The sequence below is a fragment of the Aminobacter anthyllidis genome, assembly GCF_018555685.1.
GTDB classification, from domain to species: Bacteria; Pseudomonadota; Alphaproteobacteria; order Rhizobiales; family Rhizobiaceae; genus Aminobacter; species Aminobacter anthyllidis.
Genome location: NZ_JAFLWW010000006.1, coordinates 475,101 through 497,014, shown reverse-complemented (window position 1 = coordinate 497,014; position 21,914 = coordinate 475,101). Strand labels below are relative to the sequence as shown.

At 64.1% G+C, this 21,914-nt stretch carries 22 protein-coding genes and 1 other RNA gene; 11 read left to right on the top strand and 12 right to left on the bottom strand.

The annotated features are described in order from the left end of the window. Positions 1-53 precede the first annotated feature (53 nt). Positions 54-1,310 carry a DNA recombination protein RmuC gene (locus J1C56_RS22610; protein ID WP_214392299.1) on the top strand — a complete coding sequence of 419 codons (1,257 nt, stop codon included), beginning with the start codon at positions 54-56 and terminating at the stop codon, positions 1,308-1,310. Between the two features lie 5 nt (positions 1,311-1,315). Here the strand turns inward: J1C56_RS22610 and J1C56_RS22605 are convergent, their stop codons facing one another. Further along, entirely contained in the window at positions 1,316-1,717 is a 402-nt protein-coding gene (locus J1C56_RS22605) for a GFA family protein (protein WP_214392298.1), read from the bottom strand. A 128-nt stretch (positions 1,718-1,845) separates the two neighbouring features. Continuing rightward, entirely contained in the window at positions 1,846-2,823 is a 978-nt protein-coding gene (locus J1C56_RS22600) for a cation diffusion facilitator family transporter (RefSeq protein WP_214392297.1), read from the bottom strand. Between the two features lie 152 nt (positions 2,824-2,975). Here J1C56_RS22600 and J1C56_RS33330 point away from each other — a divergent pair, with 152 nt between their 5' ends. Further along, complete coding sequence (locus J1C56_RS33330) at positions 2,976-3,101, top strand: hypothetical protein (protein ID WP_275945173.1); 126 nt, start codon at positions 2,976-2,978, stop codon at positions 3,099-3,101. A 158-nt stretch (positions 3,102-3,259) separates the two neighbouring features. Beyond that, positions 3,260-3,574, top strand: a complete 315-nt coding sequence (sugE, locus tag J1C56_RS22595; RefSeq protein WP_214392296.1) for a quaternary ammonium compound efflux SMR transporter SugE — start codon at positions 3,260-3,262, stop codon at positions 3,572-3,574. Positions 3,575-3,814: 240 nt separating this feature from the next. Here the strand turns inward: sugE and J1C56_RS22590 are convergent, their stop codons facing one another. After that, complete coding sequence (locus tag J1C56_RS22590) at positions 3,815-4,243, bottom strand: DUF6481 family protein (protein ID WP_214392295.1); 429 nt, start codon at positions 4,241-4,243, stop codon at positions 3,815-3,817. A gap of 219 nt (positions 4,244-4,462) precedes the next feature. Here J1C56_RS22590 and J1C56_RS22585 point away from each other — a divergent pair, with 219 nt between their 5' ends. After that, complete coding sequence (locus J1C56_RS22585; RefSeq protein WP_214392294.1) at positions 4,463-5,515, top strand: LLM class flavin-dependent oxidoreductase; 1,053 nt, start codon at positions 4,463-4,465, stop codon at positions 5,513-5,515. 127 nt (positions 5,516-5,642) lie between these two features. After that, positions 5,643-6,644 (top strand): LLM class flavin-dependent oxidoreductase, encoded by a 1,002-nt coding sequence (locus tag J1C56_RS22580; protein WP_214392293.1) that lies wholly within the window; start codon positions 5,643-5,645, stop codon positions 6,642-6,644. A 143-nt stretch (positions 6,645-6,787) separates the two neighbouring features. Here the strand turns inward: J1C56_RS22580 and J1C56_RS22575 are convergent, their stop codons facing one another. The 3 genes from J1C56_RS22575 to J1C56_RS22565 all read right to left on the bottom strand — a co-directional run bounded on the left by J1C56_RS22575 (position 6,788) and on the right by J1C56_RS22565 (position 9,664). Then, positions 6,788-8,062, bottom strand: coding sequence for a lytic murein transglycosylase (locus J1C56_RS22575; RefSeq protein ID WP_214392292.1), 1,275 nt, complete (start codon positions 8,060-8,062; stop codon positions 6,788-6,790). 192 nt (positions 8,063-8,254) lie between these two features. After that, the gene (recR, locus tag J1C56_RS22570) at positions 8,255-8,860 is read right to left on the bottom strand and encodes a recombination mediator RecR (RefSeq protein WP_214392291.1); all 606 of its coding nucleotides are present in this window, start codon (positions 8,858-8,860) and stop codon (positions 8,255-8,257) included. Positions 8,861-8,953: 93 nt separating this feature from the next. Continuing rightward, positions 8,954-9,664 (bottom strand): cell wall hydrolase, encoded by a 711-nt coding sequence (locus J1C56_RS22565; RefSeq protein ID WP_246591717.1) that lies wholly within the window; start codon positions 9,662-9,664, stop codon positions 8,954-8,956. A 180-nt stretch (positions 9,665-9,844) separates the two neighbouring features. On the opposite strand from J1C56_RS22565, the gene J1C56_RS22560 reads away from it, so the two are divergent. Then, complete coding sequence (locus tag J1C56_RS22560; RefSeq protein WP_214392290.1) at positions 9,845-10,885, top strand: zinc-dependent alcohol dehydrogenase family protein; 1,041 nt, start codon at positions 9,845-9,847, stop codon at positions 10,883-10,885. A gap of 116 nt (positions 10,886-11,001) precedes the next feature. On the opposite strand, the gene J1C56_RS22555 is transcribed toward J1C56_RS22560, so the two are convergent. The 4 genes from J1C56_RS22555 to J1C56_RS22540 all read right to left on the bottom strand — a co-directional run bounded on the left by J1C56_RS22555 (position 11,002) and on the right by J1C56_RS22540 (position 13,887). Then, a complete protein-coding gene (locus J1C56_RS22555) occupies positions 11,002-11,325 on the bottom strand; it encodes a YbaB/EbfC family nucleoid-associated protein (protein WP_214392289.1) in 324 nt (107 codons plus the stop codon). 18 nt (positions 11,326-11,343) lie between these two features. After that, positions 11,344-13,161, bottom strand: a complete 1,818-nt coding sequence (locus J1C56_RS22550) for a DNA polymerase III subunit gamma/tau (protein WP_214392288.1) — start codon at positions 13,159-13,161, stop codon at positions 11,344-11,346. 122 nt (positions 13,162-13,283) lie between these two features. Continuing rightward, positions 13,284-13,380: signal recognition particle sRNA small type (gene ffs / locus J1C56_RS22545), an RNA gene on the bottom strand. 66 nt (positions 13,381-13,446) lie between these two features. Beyond that, positions 13,447-13,887 (bottom strand): anthrone oxygenase family protein, encoded by a 441-nt coding sequence (locus J1C56_RS22540; RefSeq protein WP_214392287.1) that lies wholly within the window; start codon positions 13,885-13,887, stop codon positions 13,447-13,449. A gap of 153 nt (positions 13,888-14,040) precedes the next feature. On the opposite strand from J1C56_RS22540, the gene J1C56_RS22535 reads away from it, so the two are divergent. Next, a complete protein-coding gene (locus tag J1C56_RS22535) occupies positions 14,041-14,460 on the top strand; it encodes an HIT domain-containing protein (RefSeq protein WP_214392286.1) in 420 nt (139 codons plus the stop codon). Between the two features lie 29 nt (positions 14,461-14,489). Beyond that, positions 14,490-15,431: an NAD(+) diphosphatase gene (gene nudC, locus J1C56_RS22530; RefSeq protein WP_214392285.1), complete on the top strand. Its 942-nt coding sequence runs from the start codon at positions 14,490-14,492 to the stop codon at positions 15,429-15,431. 20 nt (positions 15,432-15,451) lie between these two features. Here nudC and J1C56_RS22525 read toward each other — a convergent pair whose 3' ends face one another. Both J1C56_RS22525 and J1C56_RS22520 read right to left on the bottom strand, forming a co-directional pair. Continuing rightward, positions 15,452-16,315, bottom strand: a complete 864-nt coding sequence (locus J1C56_RS22525; protein ID WP_214392284.1) for a prephenate dehydratase — start codon at positions 16,313-16,315, stop codon at positions 15,452-15,454. Between the two features lie 16 nt (positions 16,316-16,331). Continuing rightward, positions 16,332-17,060, bottom strand: coding sequence for a 3-deoxy-manno-octulosonate cytidylyltransferase (locus J1C56_RS22520; protein ID WP_214392283.1), 729 nt, complete (start codon positions 17,058-17,060; stop codon positions 16,332-16,334). 199 nt (positions 17,061-17,259) lie between these two features. Between J1C56_RS22520 and J1C56_RS22515 the strand changes: the two genes are divergently transcribed. The 3 genes from J1C56_RS22515 to J1C56_RS22505 all read left to right on the top strand — a co-directional run bounded on the left by J1C56_RS22515 (position 17,260) and on the right by J1C56_RS22505 (position 21,816). After that, entirely contained in the window at positions 17,260-17,910 is a 651-nt protein-coding gene (locus J1C56_RS22515) for a c-type cytochrome (protein WP_214392282.1), read from the top strand. Positions 17,911-18,064: 154 nt separating this feature from the next. Further along, positions 18,065-19,948, top strand: coding sequence for an extracellular solute-binding protein (locus J1C56_RS22510; RefSeq protein ID WP_214392281.1), 1,884 nt, complete (start codon positions 18,065-18,067; stop codon positions 19,946-19,948). Then, complete coding sequence (locus tag J1C56_RS22505; protein WP_214392280.1) at positions 19,945-21,816, top strand: extracellular solute-binding protein; 1,872 nt, start codon at positions 19,945-19,947, stop codon at positions 21,814-21,816. Before J1C56_RS22510 ends, J1C56_RS22505 begins: the two co-directional genes overlap by 4 nt. Positions 21,817-21,914: the final 98 nt, after the last annotated feature.

Sequence of the window (21,914 nt, the reverse complement as noted above, 5' to 3'; positions counted from 1 at the left end):
AATGTTCTCGCTTTGATCTGACCTTGCGGGACGAATCGGTTATGGTGCCGGCCATGAACGAGCTTTCCAGCATCTTGTCCGCCCCCATCGCCCAGCTTGGCGCGACCATCATCACGCTCGGCCAGGCGCTTGGCTTCGGCGCCTTGCTGTTCGTCGTGTTGCTCGCCGTGCTGATGATCGCCTTGTGGCGCTCAGCCAAGGCGCGGGCCGTGGCCGCTGCCGAGGCAGCTGATCATGCCCGCGACGCCGAGGCCCGCATGGCCGGCATCCTGCAGGCCCAGGCCGAGATGCAGGGCAGGCTCGGCACCGTCGCCGACATCTTCGGTGCCCGCCAGGCAGAGCTGACCCAGTCGCTCGGCCAGCGCCTTGACGCGATGACCGGCCGCATCGGCCAGACCATGGTCGAGCAGACCAAGTCGACGCATGACAGCCTGGCCAAGCTGCAGGAGCGGCTGGCGGTCATCGACACGGCGCAAGGCAACATCCAGTCGCTCGCCGGCCAGGTCGTGCAGTTGCAGGCGATCCTGTCCAACAAGCAGACACGCGGCGCCTTTGGCCAGTCGCGCATGGAAACGATCGTCGCCGACGGCCTGCCGCTTGGCGCCTATGAATTCCAGGCGACACTGTCGAACAACAACCGGCCGGACTGCCTGGTCAAGATGCCCAACGGCGCGCCGTCGCTGGTCATCGATGCCAAGTTTCCGCTCGAGGCTTGGAACGCCATCCGCGCCGCGGCTGATGTGGAGGGCGCTGCGGATGCACAGAAATATGCCGCCCAGGCTTTCCGGCGCGACCTCGAAGTGCACATCAAGGCGATCTCGGAGAAGTACCTGATCGCTGGCGAGACGCAGGACACCGCCTTCATGTTCGTGCCGTCGGAATCGATCTTCGCCGAGATCCACGAGAACTTCGAATCGCTGGTCCACCGGGCGCATCGCGCCCGCATCGTCATCGTCTCGCCGTCGCTGTTGATGCTGTCGATCCAGGTCATCCAGGCGATCCTCAAGGACGCCCGCATGCGCGAACAGGCGCATCTGATCCAGGGCGAGGTCATCCGCCTGATGGAGGACGTCGGCCGTCTCGACGATCGCGTGCGCAAGCTGCAGACGCATTTCGGCCAGGCCAGCAAGGACATTGACGACATCCTCGTGTCGTCGTCGAAAGTCACCAAGCGCGGCGAAAAGATCGAGGCGCTGGAGTTCGGCGCGGGACATGCCGGCGAGGCCGAAGACGCGCCACCGCCTCAAGCCGCGCGTGCGGCCGATTCGAAGACCGGCCAGCTCCGCCTGCGCGTCGTCGAAGAGGATTAGGCAGGCTACGCCTTTTCCACCGTCGCCATGCCATCGAATTCCGGCAGCCAATGCAACGCCGAGCGGTGCCAGACCTGCTTGCGTGGCACCAGCTGCTCGCGCTGGTCTGAGGTACCTGTCCTCAGGCCATAGACCTTTGGCCCGTCACCGACGGAGGTGGCGAAGAGATGCGAGCCGCATTCCGGACAGAAGCCCTGCGCGCGCTTGTTGCCGCTTTCGCCTGTCTTGATGTAGATCTTCGGCGTTCCCGAAAACGCGATCTTGTCCTCCGGCACCGGCACGGTGACACGGAAGGCCGTTCCGGTCAGCTTCTGGCAGTCGGTGCAATGGCAGATCGCCGTCTTTTCAGGGTCGACTTCGGCCTTGTAGGTGATGGCGCCGCAATGGCACCCGCCCTCGATCTTCATGGAAGCCTCCCTTCGGGTGTTTTGACTGCCCGCATCCTAAAGCACGAAGCTGAAACGGAGGAACCGGTTTTCGGCAGAGATCTGGCTGCAACAGCAGCATAGACAGACCGTGGCGTTGGAGCGGGTGCCTACTCGCTGTCAGGCGCGGCCGTCCCAGCGTCAGGGTTGACGATCCGCTCTCGCCGTTCCCGCCAGAGCTGCGATGTCTGCGGCTTGACGAACACCGCCGTCACCTCGGGCACTTCGGCCTTGAGCCTGGCTTCCAGCCGCTCGACGCAGGTCTCGATGTCGGCGGCGGAGAGATGATCGACAAAATCGAGGCTCAGCCCGGCGACAACCTGCTCCGGTCCCAGATGCACGGTCAGCACGCCATTAGCCCTTTCGACGGCAGGATCGGCCTGGGCGATCGCCAGGATCGACGACTGCACGTCGCGCGACGCCGGCTCGCCCATCAGCAGCCCCTTGCTCTCGCGCGCCAGGAACACGGCGGTCGCTCCCAGGATCAGGCTGATGCCAATCGAGGCGGCACCGTCGAGCCAGGGCTGCTCGAAATAATGCGCAGCCGATATGCCGACGAACGCAATCACCAGGCCGAGCAGCGCCGCGCTGTCTTCGAACAGGACGGTGTAGACGCTCGGATCCTTGCTGCGGCGCACGGCCTCGATGTAGCCGAGCTCGCCCTTGCTGCGACGGAATTCCTTGAGCGCGACCAGCCAAGAACCACCCTCGAACACCATGCACAGAGCAAGCACCACATAGTTGATGAGCGGGTTCTCGATCGGCTCGGGATCGAGCATGTGGATAATGCCTTCGTAGAAGGCGACGCCGGCACCGAGCGCGAAGACCAGCAGTGCGACGATGAAGCTCCAGAAATAGAGCTCGCGGCCATGGCCGAGCGGGTGCATCAAATCAGGCGGCTGGGCGGCGCGATGCAAGCCGTAGAGCAGAAGCAGGCCGTTGCCGGTATCGACCAGCGAATGCACGCCTTCCGACAGCATCGCCGAACTGCCGGTGTAGGCGGCAGCTACGAACTTGGTCACCGCGATCAGCAGGTTGCCTGCAATCGCGGCGAAGATCACAAATCTGGAGCCGGATTGCGCCGCCATCTGTCCCTCGTGTTCGAACAGAGTAGCCGGGACGCTGGCCCACTCAAGCATTTTCGCCTTGGCACGGCCGTTGTCGTCGCCCTCAATACCCCTCTTGCAAGCGCGGCGACTTCGCGTTTCACTTCGCGTCTCAGCAGCGGGAGAAACGAATCATGGCCAAGGGTGCGATGAAAGCCGGGAAAGAAGCCCGGAAACCGAAAAAAGATGCCAAGAAGCCTGCGCCCACGCCGGCATTCAAGGCGCCTCCGGTGCAGGCAATCAAGATCAAGGACAAGTAGTCCTTCAGGCTGGCTAGACGCCAATCAACCACGCCCGGTTTCGGCCGGGCGCATGGTTGAATTTTTCTTTGAAAAAACCTATCTAACCGGTGCAAGGACGGCCTTGCATCTCCCAAAAAAACCGGCTGGGACGACCCGCCATTCCAATGGAGCGTTCCATGGCTTGGACTTATCTGTTTTTCGCCGGCCTGTTCGAGATCGGCTGGGCCATCGGCCTGAAGTATACGGACGGCTTTTCGAAGCTGACGCCGACCGTCCTCACCGTAGCCTCGATGGTCATCAGCCTCGGCCTGCTCGGTCTGGCGCTGAAGTCGCTGCCCCTCGGCACCGCCTATGCGATCTGGACCGGCATCGGCACCGTCGGCACCGCGATGCTCGGCATCTGGCTTTTCGGCGAGCCGGCGACAGCGATTCGCCTCGCCTGCATCGGCCTGATCGTCTCGGGCATCGTTGGCCTCAAGCTCGTCGCCTGATCAGCCAACCTTTGCAACGGCCTGCCCGAAACGGGCGGGCCTCACCATTTCCCAAGCTTTGATTTTTGCACGCCCTGGCGAGGATCGATTCCGATTTCAGCAGCCGTGCATCAGACGCACGAACGCGATCCGCGCCCGGGGCCTGGCAATCACCCCGTTTGCGAATCGCTGGACGTTTGAATTCGCGCGATCGAGCCCGGCTAACGGGCCGACGCGTCATTCATGCGAATTGGCCTGTGATCAGCCGAAGTTGGCCGAAGGCGGCATCCGCTTGCCGCGCGACTTGCGCGCTGCGTAACGCGCGTCACGCTTGGCCTTGCGCTCTGCCTCGTCGGAGAGCAGGCGGCTGATGCGGTCGGCCTCTTCGGCCTCGCGTGCCTTGGCTTCCGCCTGTGCGGCCTCTTCGGCGGCCAGGCGTTCAGCTTCGGCCTTGGCTTCGCGCTCGGCCTTTTCAATGGCTTCGCGAGCCAGGCGTTCCTGCCTCAGCTTTTCCTTCTCGGCTTCGCGGATGGCGCGAGCCTCGAGGATGGCCTTGCGCTCGGCCTGGCGTGCCAGAACTTCTGGATCGTCGGCTGCCGGGCGAGCCTTGTACTTTTCGAGGAGAGCTTTCTTTGCGTCATTGGCGGCGTTACGCCGCTCGAAGACGTCTTTTTCCCTGTAGATTGCCAATTTGATTTCCCTGGAGTCACTTCGCGACGTTTACATACGCGTGCGAAGGCATAGTTCAAGCGCCAAAAAGGCGTGTCTCCCATGAATTCGCGTGATGTTGCGGATAGGAAACGCTCTTTGGCGCCAATCTCGATATGGATTGTTCACTAGACCGCATCTGGCGGCTTTGTGGAGCGATGGCTACCTGTAGCACGAAAACCAGCGATAGGACCAGCGATCATGGAACTTGGCCTCTACACTTTTGCAGACGTTAGCCCAGAGCCCGGCGCCAACGCCATCGGGGCGCATCAGCGGCTGCGCAATCTGATCGAAGAAATCGAACTGGCCGACCAGGTCGGCCTCGACGTTTTCGGCCTCGGCGAGCACCACCGCCCGGACTATGCAGCCTCGGCACCCGTCGTTGCCCTTGCCGCCGCCGCCGAGCGCACCAAGCGCATCCGGCTGACGAGCGCTGTGACCGTGCTGTCGTCGGACGATCCGGTACGCGTGTTCCAGCAGTTCGCCACGCTCGACCAGCTTTCCGGCGGCCGCGCCGAGATCATGGCCGGGCGCGGCTCCTTCATCGAATCGTTTCCGCTGTTCGGCTACAACCTCGAGGATTATGACGAGCTGTTCGCCGAGAAGCTCGACCTTTTGCTTGCCCTGCGCGACAGCGAGCGCGTGACCTGGACCGGTACGCATCGCGCGCCGATCAACGACCGTGGCGTCTATCCCCGCCCCTATCAGGACAAGCTGCCGATCTGGATCGCCATTGGCGGCACGCCGCAATCGGCTGCCCGCGCCGGCGTACTCGGGCTGCCGCTGGCGCTCGCCATCATCGGCGGCGAACCGGCGCGATTCGCGCCGCTGTTCGACCTCTATCGCGAGGCGGCCCGCCGAGGCGGCCAGGACCCTGCCAAGCTTGCCACCAGCATCAACGTGCATGGCTTCATCGGCGAAACGACCGAGCAGGCGGCGGACGACTTCTACCTGCCACAGGCCGAGGTGATGAACCGGATCGGCCGCGAGCGCGGCTGGGGGCCGACATCCAGGGCGCATTTCGACCAATCGCGCTCACCGCAAGGCGCGCTGTTCGTCGGCAACCCGGAAGTCGTCGCAGAAAAGATCGTGGCGCAGCACAAGATCTTCAAGAACGACCGCTTCCTGCTGCAGATGGCGATCGGCCTCATGCCGCACGACAAGATCATGAAGGCGATCGAACTCTACGGCACCAAGGTCGCGCCGCTGGTGCGCAAGGAGCTGGGCGTTCCCGCTGTCGACACGGCGGCCTGAGCTATCGGCCGGAAGCGCAATCAGAGCGCTTCAGCCGCTGGACCAAGACTTCCGCACACAGGGAAGGTTTGTTTGCTGACATAACGCTTCCTATATCCGGCGGGTCCCCACCCGCCGGAGCTGCCTCATGACCACCTTGTCCGTCCTCGACCTTTCGCCAGTCACCGAAGGCAGTACCGCCGGCCAATCGCTGCACAACACGCTCGACCTCGCCCGCCATGCCGAGAAGCTTGGCTTCCACCGCTACTGGCTGGCTGAACACCACAACATGGCCGGTATCGCCAGTGCCGCGACCTCGGTGGTCATCGCCCATGTCGCCGCCGGCACCAGCACCATCCGCGTCGGCGCCGGCGGCATCATGCTGCCCAACCATGCGCCGCTGGTCATTGCCGAGCAATTCGGCACGCTGGCCGCCCTGCACCCCGGCCGTATCGACCTCGGCATCGGCCGCGCGCCCGGCACCGACATGCTGACCGCACGCGCGCTGCGCCGCAATCTCGAAGCCGGCGTCGACAATTTCCCTCAGGATGTCGTCGAGCTGATGGGCTATTTCGAGCCGGCAACGCCGGAGCAGCGCATCCGCGCCGTGCCCGGCGAGGGCGAGCAGGTCGAGGTCTGGGTGCTCGGTTCCAGCCTCTATGGCGCCCAGCTCGCCGCCATGCTCGGCCTCCCCTATGCCTTCGCCTCGCATTTCGCCCCGTCCGAACTCGACCATGCGATCGAAATCTACCGCTCGCGCTTCCAGCCCTCGGAGCGGCTGGCCAAGCCTTATGTCATGGCCGGCATCAACATCGTTGCCGCCGACAGCGACGCGGAGGCAAAGCTCCTGTTCACCTCGGTGCAGCAGGCCTTCGTCAATCTGCGCAGCGGTCGCCCCGGGCGTCTGCCCGCGCCGCTCGAGGGCTACGAGCGCGAGCTCGACCCGGTCGCGCGCCAGATGCTGTCGCAAACACTCGCCTGCGCGGTTGTCGGGTCGCCTGAAACGGTGCGGCGTGGCGTCGAGGCCTTCATTGCGCGCACCGGTGCAGACGAGCTGATGGTCACGGCGCAGGTGTTCGACCACGCCGCGCGCAAGCGGTCCTACGAGATCTTGGCGGAAGTCGGCGCCGGACTGGCGAAGGCGGCGTAAGGCTCCTCGTCCCGTTTACCTGGAGAGGGAAGCAAAGCGAGCTTGCGAGCGAAGCAGGGCGAGCTGAGCTCGAAGAGGTTGGCGCGGCCCCTCATCCGGTCCTTTGGGCCACCTTCTCCCCGTAAACGGGGAGAAGGAAGAATTCAGCGCATCGCTTCGACGATCCCCTTGTCGGGAAAACACGTCGCGGCCCAGCCGTTCTTGGCCTGCCAGTCGCCGATCGACCGGCGTGTCTTGAAGCCCGGCAACCCGTCGGCGCCGCCAACATCGTAGCCGAGCTTCTCCAGGCCGCGCTGCATTGAGGCGATGTCCGAGCGATAGAGCCCGTCGACCTTGCCCCAGCTACCCGCGAAACGCCGGTCGCTGGAGGCAATCCGGTCGGCACCGTGACCGATGAACAGCGCGTAGACGTCGCTTTCGTTGTATTCCTTGAGCACGTAGAAATTGGGCGTGACGATGAAGGCAGGTCCATTGCGCCCCGCCGGCATCATCAGGAAACCTTCGGCCCGCGCCTCGTTTGGCGGGAACGGCTTGCCGCCGACGCGGGTGATGCCCATGGCGGCCCAGTCGGCGATTTTCTTGCCCTGGTCGGGACCCTCCAGGGCGCAAGAGACGTTGTCCGGCAGCGTCACTTCAAAACCCCAGTCGCGCCCCTTCACCCAGCCATAGTGGACGAGATAGTTGGCGATCGAGGCCAGCGTGTCGGGTGTCGAGTTCCAGATGTCGGCGCGGCCGTCGCCGTCGAAATCGACGGCGTGCTGGAGGAATGACGTCGGCAGGAACTGCGGCTGGCCGAGCGCGCCGGCCCAGGACGAGCGCATCGCCTTGCGGCTGACCAGCCCGCGCTCGACCATTTCAAGGCCGGCCAACAGCTCCTTGCGGAACATGTCCTTGCGGGTGGCGAGAAACGCCTTAGTGCCCAGCACCTCGAAGGCATCGTAGGGCATCTTGGCGGCGCCAAAGCCTGACTCCCGGCCCCAGATCGCCAGCACCACGCCGGCCGGCACGCCGAAGCGCTTTTCGATCGCGGCGAGCGTTTTGGCGTTGGCGCCGGCGCGCGTGCGGCCGCCCGCAGTGACGGCACCCAGCGTCTTTTCGGAGAAGTAGTTGCCGGGCGAGCCGAACTCGGCCTGGTGCTGCTTCTTCGGCGTCTTGGGCTTTTCGCCCGGCAAGACGAGGTCGGGCAGCTTGAGATTGGGGGAGACACCGTCGAAGGCCGCATCGAAGGTCGCCTTGGAGATGCCCTTGGCCTTGGCTTCGGGCCAGAGATCCTTGGCAAGCCAGGCCTGGAACTGGTCGTCGATCCTGGCGGCGGAGGCGGGAGCGGCGAGAGGAACCGCCATCAACGCGACGAGAAATACAGCAGCCAAACTGCGGAGGTTTCGCCTCTTCGCACCCCCCTCTGGCCTGCCGGCCATCTCCCCCGCAAGGGGGGAGATCAGCTGTCGCCACCGTCTCCGCCAATCGTCAGCGTAGCCAGATGAGCGGCGCGCCAGAAGCTGCCGATCTCCCCCCTTGCGGGGGAGATGCCCGGCAGGGCAGAGGGGGGTGGGACGGAGCTGCGACGATTCAGAACCTTTGCTCATGCAGCTTCCTTCACCGCAATTGCGTCAAAACACGGTCCGCGACTTGAGCGCAGCTGACAGCGTGCCCTCGTCGAGATAGTCGAGCTCGCCGCCGACCGGCACGCCATGCGCCAGCCGTGTGACCTTGATGTCGAAGCCGGAAAGCTGATCGGTCAGGTAATGCGCCGTGGTCTGGCCCTCGACCGTGGCGTTAACCGCGAGAATGACCTCGCTGACCCCACCCTCGGCGATCCGCGTCACCAGCTGCTTGATGGTCAGCTGGTCCGGGCCCACGCCATCAAGCGGCGACAGCGTGCCGCCGAGCACATGGAAACGCGCGTTCATGGCGCCAGCCCGCTCCAGCGCCCAGAGATCGGACACATCCTCGACAACGATGATGGTGGTCGAGTCACGGCGCGGATCGGTGCAGATCATGCAAGGGTCGGAGGTGTCGACATTGCCGCAGGTCGAGCACACCCGCACCTTGTCGACCGCTTCGCTCATGGCGTCGGCCAGCGGCGCGAGCAGCTGTTCTTTCTTCTTGATCAGGTGAAGGGCGGCGCGGCGGGCCGAACGCGGCCCAAGCCCCGGCACCTTGGCCAGGAGCTGGATCAGGCGTTCGATCTCGGGACCGGCGATTCGCTTCGACATGGAAGCGATATAAAACGAGTAGCGAATAGTGAGTAGCGAATAGTGAAGTAGCGGTGCGGCGCCACCGCTCAGGCCCCACTACTCCCTATTCGATCATTCCATCGGCCGATCCTGGCTGGCGATCAGCGCGCCGATCGCGTCGGCATTCTCCGGGGTCGCCTGGAACGACATCGCGCTGGCCAGGGCTGCATCGGAACCGGCGGAAGCGACAGTCGCCGGCGCCTCCTCGACGACGCCAGGCAGCGCCGGCTGCTCGACTGAGGCGACCATCGTTTCGGGCATGGCTGGCAGCGGCTTTCTGCGGCTGCGCTTCTCGTAGAAGGCGTTGCCGCCGGCGACGGTTGTGTAGTGCATGTTCTTGTAGGGGAATTTCAGCCCTGCCGTGTGGAAGAACATCACTTCGTCCTTCACCTTGGGATGGCGCTCGCCCTTGAGCACGGATTCCGCGGCCGCCTGTACGTCGGGCAAGGCCTTTGAATTCATCGGCCGCGACAAAACCCCGGGCGCGAACTGGTTCTTCTGGCCGACCACGCCGCAGACGCTGTCGCCATACTCGCCCGACTTGAGACGGTTCATGACGACGCTGCCGACGGCGACAAGGCCGTCGCGGCTGGAGCGGTTGGATTCGAAGAACATCGCCCTGGCCAGGCATTCCTTGTCCTTCGCCGTATAGGCGTAGGAACCCGAACGAACCGAACTCGTGGTAATGCCGTCAGCGAGCTTGCTGGTGGTGCATCCCGAAACGATGAACGGCAAGGCCACGACGCCGACAAGCATCGGCATCTTCCAATTCTTGGCGATCAAAAGCGCCCCTCTCGTATGCCCGCCACGTCCCCAGATTGCAGCAACAATGCGCTCGTTTCGGGCAAAATGATGGCCGAAGGCTGAGACGTGCCTCATTGCCGGGGTCGCCACTGCAACGCTCGGTCGCTATTGTCGATGCCAAAGGCCCGCGCGACGCTCCAAAAGCAAGAGGAAGACACAGTGAAAGCAGTCCTGTTCGAGCAGTTCGGTCAGCCGCCGAGGCTGCGGAACGTCGCCGATCCGACGCCCTCGCCGGCAGGCGTGGTGATCAAGGTCGAGGCCACGGGCCTGTGCCGCAGCGACTGGCACGGCTGGATGGGGCATGACGCGGACATCGTGCTGCCGCATGTGCCGGGCCATGAACTGGCCGGCACAATCTCGGCGCTCGGCAGCCAAGTCACGCGGTGGCGCATCGGCGACCGCGTCACCGTGCCCTTCGTCGGCGGATGCGGCCATTGCTTCGAGTGCAACTCGGGCAATCACCAGGTCTGCGAACACCAGTTCCAGCCCGGCTTCACCGCCTGGGGATCGTTCGCCGAATATGTCGCCGTCGATTTCGCCGACACCAATCTTGTCCGGCTGCCCGAGACACTCGACTTCGCCACGGCGGCCGGCCTCGGCTGCCGCTTCGTCACCTCGTTCCGCGCGGTCGTCGACCAGGGCCGCGTCAAGCCGGGCGAATGGGTTGCCGTGCATGGCTGCGGCGGCGTCGGGCTGTCGGCGATCATGATCGCGTCGGCCGCGGGCGCCAATGTGATCGCCATCGACCTCGCCGACGACAAGCTGGACTTCGCCAGGAAGGTCGGCGCGGTTGCCGCAATCAATGCGTCAACGACGAGCGACGTTGTCGACGCTGTCAGGGAGATCACCAGGGGCGGCGCGCATCTTTCGCTCGACGCGCTCGGCCATCCCGTCACCTGCTTCAACTCGATCGCCAATCTGCGCCGGCGTGGCCGGCACGTCCAGGTCGGCCTGATGCTCGGCGACCATCATCACCCCAAGATCCCGATGGACAAGGTCATCGCCCACGAGCTCGAAATCCTCGGCAGCCACGGCATGCAGGCGTTCCGCTACCAGGCGATGATGGAGATGATCGAAGCCGGCAAGCTCAAGCCGCAAATGCTTGTCGGCAAGCATCTCAGCCTCGACGAAGCGCCCGCTGCGCTGATGGCGATGGACCGGTTCGAGGGGCTGGGGATCAGCGTGGTGACGAGGTTCTAGGCGAATAGCGAATAGCGAATAGCGAATAGCGAATAGCGAATAGATTGACGAGAAACGGCGCCTGAAGATCAAGCGCCGCCACTATTCGCCACTCACTATTCCCTATTCGCTCTTTCTCAGAACGGCAGCTTCATGCCCGGCGGGATCGGCAGGCCGGCGGTCAGGGCCTTGGTCTTTTCCTGCATCGTCGCCTCGACCTTGGCCTTGGCGTCGTTGTGCGCGGCGACGATCAGGTCTTCGAGAATCTCGCCCTCGCCTTCTTTCAGCAGCGACGGATCGATCTTCACCGACTTCATTTCCGACTTGCCCGAAAGCGTCACGATAACCAGGCCACCGCCGGACTGGCCGGTCGCCTCGATCAGGGCGACCTCCTCCTGCATGGCCTGGAGCTTGGCCTGCATTTCCTTCGCCTTGCCCATCAGGCCGAGGAGATCCTTCATCGTCTTTGTCCTTTCGTCTCAGAACGGTTCGTCATCGTCGTTGTCCACGCCCGGATCGGGCGGCAACTCGGTGTCGGTATCAAGGTCAGGTGCATCCGGCGCCGTCGGCAGGCGCACGTCGATGATCTTGGCGCCGGGAAAGCGCGACAGGATCGCCGCGACAGTCGGGTCCGCCTTGGCATCGGTAAGAGCGACCTCGCGCTTGGTCGCCTCGAGCTCGGCCAGCGTCGGTCCGCCTTCCTCGCGCGACAGCGACACCATCCAGTGGCGGCCGGTCCATTGCTTCAGCTTGGTTGTCAGGTCGTTGAGGAACGTGCGCGGCGCGTCAGAGGTCAGGCTGCATTCGATATGGCCGGGCTCGATGCGCACCGGGCGCACAGCACGGCGGATCAGTACCTTGAAGGCCATTTCGCGGTTGGCTTCGGCGAGGTTCGCGAGCTCGGCGATGGTGCGCACCGGCACCGCATCGACAACCGGCTCCGGTGCGGGCGTCGGCGCGACGAAGGCCGTGGGAGCGGGTGCGCTTTCAACCAGGCGCATCGCCTGGCCGCCACCATTGCTGACCGGCATGCGCGCCTGCGACACGGCCGAAGCGCCGGCTCCGCCATTGCCGCCGGCAGGCATGCCACCACCATTGCGAGGGGCGCCCGAAGGCTGCGACGGCGCATCGCCGAGCGATTTCAGCGCTTCGTCGAGCGTCGGCAGGTCGGCGGCGTGGGCCAGCCGGATCAGAACCATCTCGGCAGCACTGACCGGCCGGTTGGACGATTGCACCTCGGGAATGCCCTTGAGCAGCATCTGCCACGCGCGGGAAAGCACCCTGACGGAAAGAGACTGGGCGAATTCCACGCCCCTCTTGCGCTCGTCCTCGGACAGCGAGGCGTCATCGGCCGCCGACGGCACGAAACGCAGGCGGGTAACCAGATGGGTGAATTCGGCAAGGTCGTTCAGCACCGCCACCGGGTCGGCGCCGGTGTCGTACTGCGCGCGCAACTCGCCAAGGGCGGCAGCGATGTCGCCCTTCATGATGTTTTCGAACAGGTCGACGACCCGCGCCCGGTCGGCAAGGCCGAGCATGGCACGCACCGCTTCCGTGGTCACCGTGCCGCCGCCATGGGCGATGGCCTGGTCGAGGATCGACAGCGAATCGCGCGCCGAGCCCTCGGCCGCGCGCGCGACCATGGCCAAAGCGTCGTCTTCGACCGATATGCCTTCCTGCGCCGAAATGTTGCGCAGATGCCCGACAAGCTTGCCGGCGTCGATGCGGCGCAGGTCGAAGCGCTGGCAGCGCGACAGCACCGTGATCGGCACCTTGCGGATTTCGGTGGTGGCGAAGATGAACTTCACATGCGGAGGCGGCTCTTCCAGCGTCTTGAGCAGGCCGTTGAAGGCCTGCGTCGACAGCATGTGCACCTCGTCGATGATGTAGACCTTGTAGCGCGCCGAAACGGGCGCATAGCGGACGCGGTCGATGATGTCCCTGATATCGTCGATGCCGGTGTGGGACGCGGCGTCCATCTCGATGACGTCGACATGGCGGCCTTCCATGATCGACTGGCAATGCTCGCCGAGCACGGTGAGGTCGACGGACGGGCGGTCAATGTCGGGCGTCTTGTAGTTGAGTGCACGTGCCAGGATGCGGGCGGTGGTGGTCTTGCCGACGCCGCGGACGCCGGTCAGCATCCAGGCCTGAGCGATACGTCCCGAGGAAAAGGCGTTGGTCAGCGTCTGGACCATCGGCTCCTGGCCGACGAGTGCCGTAAAATCCGCAGGACGATACTTGCGCGCGAGAACGCGGTAGGCCTTGCTGTTATCGGTTTGTCCGGCTTCGCTCATCCGCCCCGTTCGCCCGCCCGTTCGTATTGGCGCCCCTGCCTCGACCGCAAAGGGCCGATTCCGCGAAACGAGTTTCGCCCGCACGGCGCAACGCCGTCAATGACGCGGAGAAGGGCGAAGAGGCGGGAGGCTGGAACAATGACCCGTTCCGGGCTCGTTAGGGCTGCTTCCTTCCGGACCTGACCCGGTTGGCGAGTGGATCGTCCACCACCAACCTCCCAACCTCCATATCGGCAATTGCCGCACCAATTGCAAGAGCCCTTGGACGACATGTCGACGCGACGATCAGGCGCTGCCGAAGTTCAGCGCCCAGAGATAGGCTAGCGTTGCCGCGACGCCGAGACCGGTGCGCAGCGCATGCAACGTTCCCCAATGCACGATCAGCCGCCGGGACGCGGCGCCGCCTTCCTCGTTCGGTATCGCCTCGAGCCGCTTGTTGGTCGGCATGATGCCGAGCATTGTGTAAGGCCAGTTGGCGAGCATCAGCGCCGAGCCGACAACCCAGCGCCAGTCCGCCGCCAGCCAGGCGGCCAGCAGGCCAAGCAAACCGGACACGGCTGCAAGGCTCGCCTGCATGGTGAAGCCTGCGGCATAGCTCGGCTTCCACTGCGCGAGCAGATTCTTGTCGTCGAGGCCGAGCCGTGCGGGCTGTTCGGCGAAATTGATGTAGAATGCCGCACCGGCAAAGGCGGCCGCGAGAACCAGGGCGATCTGACCGGCAAACATTGCGCATCTCCGCTGACGTTCGACGCATAGCATATCGGCGCAACGCGCGGTGCGTCAGTGCGCCTTGCGATGTTTCTGGCCCGGTCTTTTCAATGATTCGCTTGCAGCCATGACAGCCACACTCTAGCCTTCGATCAAACAAGGGAAACGCCGATGATTTCGGGGCTCAAGGCCGGGTTTACGCTGGATTCGCGTCTCGACGCCGATAGCGAACCGCTGATGTGGCTCGGCCTTTGCGAATTGCGCGTGATGAATGACCGACGCTGGCCTTGGTTGGTGCTCGTGCCACAGCGCCCCGGCGTCGAGGAAATCCATGACCTCACCCCGCTCGACCAGGCGATGCTGACCTTCGAGAGCAACATGGTGGCGCATGCGCTGAAGCAATCCACCGGCTGCGCCAAGATCAACAGCGGCGCGCTTGGCAACATCGTGCGACAGTTGCATTTCCATGTCGTCGGGCGCTCCGAGGGCGATCCCGGCTGGCCTGGCCCGGTCTGGGGCCATGGCGTGCGCGAGCCTTATCGCCGCGACGATCTCCACCGGTTTGCCGAGCGCATCAAGTCGGCTCTATAACAGCCGAAACGACGCAGACCGAGTTTCAGATGCCTTTCAGCCTGTTCGACGCACCGACGCGTGAAGCCAGCCATTTCCTCGGCTTCGCCGGCAACATCATCGACCGCCAGTCGGAAAAGCGCAGCGACGATTCCGCAGTGAAAGCGCTCGCGGAGCCCGGCGCAAGGCTGCTGCTGGTCGCGTCGGGGCGGCTGCTGCTCGATTTCAGCGAGACTTCGCCCAACCCATATTTCACGCTCGCGACGGCCGAGGCGATGGGTGCCCAAACCGGCGAGGCGATCCTGCTCGGCCGTGCAGACGACATCGCCATGCTGGCACTGCCCGTCGCTGCCGAGCTTGAGGGCTTGCCGGAGCACCTGAAAGCCATCGACTTCCGCTCCATCCTGGCGCAACGCCTGACCGACGAGGCCGCCCTCGGCGCCCTGGCGCAAGGTGCCGCCCTGCTCGCATGGCATGCCAGCCACCGCTTCTGCGGCCGCTGCGGTGCTGAAACCGAGATGCGCGCCGGCGGCTACAAGCGCCGCTGCACGGGATGCGGCACCGAACACTTCCCGCGCACCGACCCGGTCGCCATCATGCTGACCGTGTCGGGCGACAAGTGCCTGATGGGCCGCGGCCGGCATTTCGCCCCGGGCGTCTATTCGGCGCTCGCCGGCTTCATCGAGCCGGGCGAAACGATCGAGGCGGCGGTGCGGCGCGAAACGCTTGAGGAAGCCGGCATCCGGCTCGGCCGCGTCGTCTACCATTCGAGCCAGCCCTGGCCGTTCCCCTATTCGCTGATGATCGGCTGCTATGGCGAAGCGCTCAACCAGGACATCTCGACCGACGCCGACGAGCTGGAGGACTGCCGCTGGTTTCCCCGGGCGGAAGTGCTGCAGATGCTCGCCGGGACCCACCCCGCCGAACTCAGGGTGCCGCCGGGACATGCCATTGCGCACCAGCTCATCCGCACCTGGGCGGAAGCGGGGTGACCTGAAGAAGACGTGTCGCCTCAGTCGGCGACCTGCCACGCCTCGCGGGAATCGCTCGCCGGATAGACGCCGAGGATACGCACCTCGCGCGAGAAGAAGCGCAGCTCCTCCAGCGCGTGGGTGACGCCCGGGTCTTCCGGATGGCCTTCGATGTCGGCATAGAACAGCGTCGCGGTGAAGGCGCCGAGCTGGTAGCTCTCCAGCTTGGTCATGTTGACGCCGTTGGTGGCGAAGCCGCCCATCGCCTTGTACAGCGCCGCCGGCACGTTGCGGACGCGGAACATGAAAGTCGTCATCATCTTGGCGTCCTGGCTCGGACGCTCGACCCACTGCTTGTTCTTGGTCAGGACGACGAAGCGCGTGACGTTGCTGTCGGTGTCCTCGACATTCTCTTCAAGTATGTCGAGGCCATAGAGCGTGGCGGCGAGACGCGGCGCAAGGGCGGCCATCGTCCGGTCCTTGACCTCGGAAACGAGCTTGGCGGCACCTGCGGTATCGCCGGCGATCACCGGCTTCCAGCTGTTCTTGCGGATGTATTTGCGGCACTGGCCGAGTGCATGGATGTGGCTGTGCACGGTCTTGATCTCGGAGCGCTGCACGCCCGGCAGTACCATCAGCTGGAAATGGATCGGGAGGAAATATTCGCCGACGATGTGCAGCTTCGATTCCGGCAACAGGTGATGGATGTCGGCGACGCGGCCGGCGATCGTGTTCTCGATCGGGATCATGGCGAGATCGGCCTTGCCGGTCTCGACTGCGTTGAACGCATCCTCGAAGGTCGCGCAGGGCAGCGGCTCCATGTCGGGGAACATGTTGCGGCAGGCGGTGTCGGAATTGGCGCCCGGCTCGCCCTGGAAGGAAATCTTGTTGGTCGTCGTCGGCATGGTAGGCCTGTCTGTTCTAGTTCGAGAGAAGTTCGCGCGCGCGTTCGAGGTGTTCGGGCGTGTCGACGCCGAGCGGCACCGTGTCGACAAGCTCGACGTCGATGCGCATGCCGGCTTCGAGCGCCCGCAACTGTTCTAGGCGTTCGCGCTTTTCAAGCGGCGACGGGCCCAGCCCGACGAAGCGCTCGAGTGCGGCGCGGCGATAAACATAAAGCCCGACATGATGATAGAGCGGGCCATCGCCCCAGGGTGCCGTCGCGCGGGTAAAATAGAGCGCCCTCAGCCGCTGCGCCGACAGTGGCGAGCCGATGATCTTCGGAACGTTCGGGTCGACCTTTTCCTCGTGGCGGGTGATCTCGACGCCAAGCGTGGAGATGTCGACCGCCTTTTCCTGCAGCGGCCGCAGGGCTGCCTGGATGATTGCCGGATCGATCGTCGGCAGATCGCCCTGGACATTGACGATCGTCTCAACCTCGCCTTTCGGATCGAGCGTCGTCAGCGCCTCGAAGATGCGGTCCGAACCCGACTCATGATCGGCCCGGGTCATCACCGCCTCGAAGCCGTGCGCCCTCACCGTCTCCGCCACGATGTCGGTGTCGGTCGCCACGACCACCCGGCCGAGCCCGCTTTCCGAGGCGCGGGCAGCTACATGGACGATCATCGGGCGACCGGCGATGTCGGCCAAGGGCTTGCCCGGCAAGCGCGTCGAGGCCATGCGGGCGGGGATCAGGATAAGGGTGGACATGGCTGGTGCGTCTGTTTCTAAATGGCTTTGGAAAGTGTCAAAAGGTCTCACTGGAAGCGCCCTTATAGGTGTTGCAACCGGCAAGCAAAAGACCTAGTTTCCGCGCGATTTCACCCGGCCTGCCGGGCGATGTACGATACCGACGAACGGCAGCGGTCGCAGAGGATGGCGATCGGCCGGATAAGGGAGCCAGGGGCGTATGGACTCATTCGAAATGAACAAGGTGCTTGGCGGCTTGCTGGGTACTGCCTTTGTGGTGTTCTCCATCTCGCTCGTGTCGGACGCGATCTTCGCTGCTCCGGTTCCCGAGAAGCCGGGCTTTGCCATCGAAGCGGCTGAAGAAGGCGGCGCAGGTGCAGGTGGCGGCGAAGCCGCTCCGGCTGCCGTGCCGATCGCCCAGCTGCTGGCCAGCGCGAACGCCGAAGCCGGTGCTGCCGTGTTCAAGAAGTGCACCGCCTGCCATTCCATCGAGAAGGGCGGCCCCAACAAGGTCGGTCCGGATCTGTGGGGCGTGGTCAACCGTCCGATCGCCTCGCATGGCGGCTTCGGCTACTCGGGCCCGATGAAGGAATTCTCCGAAGGCGGCAAGGTCGTCTGGGATTTCGAGCACCTCAACCACTTCCTGACGTCGCCCAAGGGCTACATCAAGGGCACCGCGATGGGCTTCGCCGGCATCAAGAAGGATGACGAGCGCGCAAACCTCATCGCCTACCTGAATTCTCAGTCGGACAGCCCGGCACCTTTGCCCGCGGCCGATGCTGCTCCGGCCGCCGCGCCTGCTGCAGCTCCTGCCGAAGGTGCTGCACCGGCCGCTCCGGCCGAGGGTGCTGCCCCGGCGGCCGCTCACTAAACGATTTGTAATCTTCGCATCTTGAAAAAGCCGGGTTTAGCCCGGCTTTTTTGTTGCCTGGCGCAAACATAAGGCGACAATCGTCTAACGTGCGGTTTCCATGCGCCGGGATTTAATTAGAGTGTTGCGAAGCACCGGGCGGAGGGGATTGTTGATGAAGGTTGGGCTGACCAGGTTGGTTGCAATTGCGGGTCTTGCCGTGGCGGTTCTGTCCGGCGCCATAGCTTCCGCGGCAGCCCAGGAATGGCAAACCAGCTCGTCCTTGAACGGCACTTCGAAATATGGCCAGGACTTCAAGCAGTACGATTACGTCAATCCGAACGCGCCCAAGGGCGGCACGCTGAACTCGACGGTCGGCGGCACGTTCGACAGCTTCAATCCCTACATCGTCAAAGGCGCATCGGCCGCCGGCTTCAGATATTTCGGCGGCGGCCTGCTTTACGAAACGCTGATGGAGCAATCGCTCGACGAGCCGAGCACCAGCCATCCCCTGATCGCCGATGCCTACAAGTTTCCGGCCGACTACTCTTCCGCGACGTACCGGCTCGACCCACGCGCCAGGTGGCACGACGGCAAGCCGATCACCACCGACGACGTCATCTGGTCATTCAATTTCCTGAAGGCAAACAGCCCGCAATACGGACAGTACTACACCAACGTGAAGGAAGCCGTCGCGATCTCGGACCGCGAGGTCGAGTTCCGTTTCGACCAGAAGGGCAACCGCGAGCTTCCGAAGATCATGGGCGACCTGGTCGTCCTGCCGAAACATTGGTGGGAGGGCACCGACGCCTCGGGCAAGAAGCGCGACATCACGCGTCCAACGCTCGAAATCCCGCTCGGCTCCGGTGCCTACAAGGTCGAGAGCTTCAAGCCGGGCACGGAGATCGTCTGGAGCCGCGTACCCGACCATTGGTCGGCGAATGTCGGGGTCAATGTCGGACGCAACAACTTCGACAAGCGCCGCTACTCCTACTTCCTTGACGACAGCGCCGAATGGCAGGCCTTCACCAAGGGCGGAATTCAGGACATCAAGGCTGAAAACAGCTCGCGGCGCTGGTCGACGCAGTACACATTCCCCGCCTTCCAGGCCGGCGACGTCATCAAGCAGGTGTTCAAGACGACCTCAGGCGAGCCGTTCCAAGGCTACGCGCTCAACCTGCGCCGGCCGCAGTTCCAGGATCGCCGCGTCAGGCAGGCGCTGACGCTGGCCTATAATTTCGAATACATGAACCGCACGCTGTTCTTCGGGCTCAACACGCGGACCAGCAGCTACTTCCAGGGCCAGGACCTGGCATCCAGCGGCCTGCCAAGCGGCAAGGAACTTGAGTTGCTGACGGCTTACAAGGACAAGCTGCCGCCCGAGCTTTTCACCGAGGAGTTCAAGCTGCCGGTCTATGACTCGCCACAGTCCGAGCGGCAGTATCTGAGGCAGGCGACTATGCTGCTGGCCGAGGCCGGCTGGCGCGCCAGCGGCGGCAAGCTGATCAACGAAAAGACCGGCGAGCAATTCAAGATCGAGTTCCTCGGCAAGGACGCCACCGACGAGGTCATCGCAAGCCCCTTCATCGACAGCCTGCGCAGGCTTGGCATCGATGCGACCCTGCGCATGGTCGACACCAGCCAGTACATCAACCGGATCAATGACTTCGACTTCGACGTGACGACGACAACGCTCAACCAGTCGTCCTCGCCGGGCAACGAGCAGCGCGACTTCTGGAGTTCGAAATCGGCCGCCAAGCCGGGCTCGCGCAACATCATGGGCATCAACGATCCTGTCGTCGACGCGCTGGTCGAGCGCGTCATCTTCGCCACCGATCGCGATGACCTGCTTGCGGCTACCCACGCCCTCGACCGGGTCCTGCTGTGGAACTACTACGTCGTGCCGCAGTACCACCGGGCGGTCGTCTGGCTGGCCTACTGGAACAAGTTCGGCATTCCTGAAAAACAGCCGAGCTTCATCGGCGCCGACATCGATTCCTGGTGGATCGACAAGGACAAGGAAGCGGCGCTGGCCGCCAAGTACAAGGGCGTCAATTGAGCACGCGCCTCCCCCGCCGGGACTTCCTCGCGCTCGGCGCCGCTGCCGCCGCCGCCCCGTTCATATCAGGACGCGCCTTCGCAGCGAGCCCGACCGGCACCGGACTGCACGGCCTGTCGGCCTTCGGCGACCTCAAATACGGTCCCGACTTCACGCATTTCGACTTCGTGAATGTCGACGCCCCCAAGGGCGGCACGTTCAACTTCTCGCCGCCCAACTGGGTTCTCAACCAGAACCCGCTGACCTTCAACACGCTGAACACTTTTGTCAGCCGGGGTGACGCGCCGCCACGCATGGGGCTGTGCTACGATTCGCTGATGACGTCGGCGCTGGACGAGCCGGATGCGATCTACGGCTTGCTGGCGAAATCGGTGACGATTTCGGACGACCGCAACAGCTTCGACTTCGCCCTCCGCCCCGAGGCAAGGTTCCATGACGGCACGCCTTTGACCGCCGAGGACGTGGCTTATGCCTTCACGCTGTTCAAGAAGGATGGCCATCCGAGCCTGCTTTTGCCGCTGACCCACCTGACCGAAGCCAAGGCGATCGATGCGCACACACTGCGGCTCAGCTTCGATGGCAAGCAGTCCGACCGAACCTTCCTCGACATCGCCACCTATCCGATCCCGGCAAAATCCTTCTTCGAAGCCAATCCCTTCGACGCCTCGCAGCTCAAGGCACCGCTCGGCTCAGGCCCCTACAAGGTCGGCCGCGTGTCACCGGGCCAGACAATCGAATTCGAGCGGGTAGCCGACTATTGGGGCCGCGACCTGCCGGTCAATCGAGGCCTCTACAATTTCGACCGCATCCGCATCGAGTTCTACCAGGATCGACAGGCCGCGTTCGAGGCGTTCAAGAAGGGCGACATCCTCTTCCGCCAGGAGTTCACCTCGCGCATTTGGGCGACAGGCTATGATTTCCCCGCGCTCAAGTCGGGCAAGGTGGTCAAGCGCGAATTCCCAAGCGAGAAAAGGCCGATGATGCAGGCGACTGCACTCAACCAGCGGCGTGAGCGCTTTCGCGACCCGCGTGTGCGTCAGGCAGTTGCGTTGTGCTTCGACTTCGAATGGACCAACCGCAACCTGTTCTACGGCGCCTATCAGCGCTCCCAATCAACCTTCGAGAAGTCGGCCTATCGCGCCGAGGGCCTGCCCTCGCCCGCCGAACTGGCGCTGCTCGAACCGTTCCGCGGACGCATCCCCGACGAGACCTTCGGCGAAGCCGTGATTCAGCCGCCATCCGACGGCTCCGGCCGCGACCGCAAGCTGCTCGGGCAGGCCACGAAGCTGCTTGCCGCGGCGGGCTGGGCGCGCAAGGACGGCAGCCTGCGCAACGCCAAGGGCGAGCCTTTGTCACTCGAAGTACTTGTCGATGACGACACCTTCGTGCGGGTGTTTTCGCCATGGATCGAAAACATGCGGGCAATCGGCATCGATGCTTCCGCGCGCATGGTCGATTCCACCCAGTATCAGGCGCGCCAGACCAGCTTCGACTTCGACGCCATCGTCATGGCTGTGTCTTTCAGCGCAACGCCGAGCCGCGACGAGATCGACGAGCTGTTCCATTCACGCGCGGCCAGGCTGCAGGGCTCTCGCAATTTGCCCGGCACCACCGACCCGGCAATCGATGCCTTGATCGACGCCGTGGGTGCGGCCAAGGACCGCGATACGCTGACCGTTGCGATGCGCGCACTGGACCGGGTCTTGCGCGCCCGGCAAGACTGGATTCCAAATTGGTTTTCGGCGAATCACCGCGCCGCTTTCTGGGACATGTTCGGCTACAAGGAGCCGAAACCCGATTTCGGCTTCCCAGTCGAGGCTATGTGGTGGTTCGACAAGGACAAGGCTGCACGTATTGGCAAGACCTGAGATTTTTCGCTGCGCTTCACCCTCCCCCTTGTGGGGAGGGTCGGTGAACAAGCTGAGTGAAGCGAAGCTTGTGAGACGGGGTGGGGGTGCAAGCACTA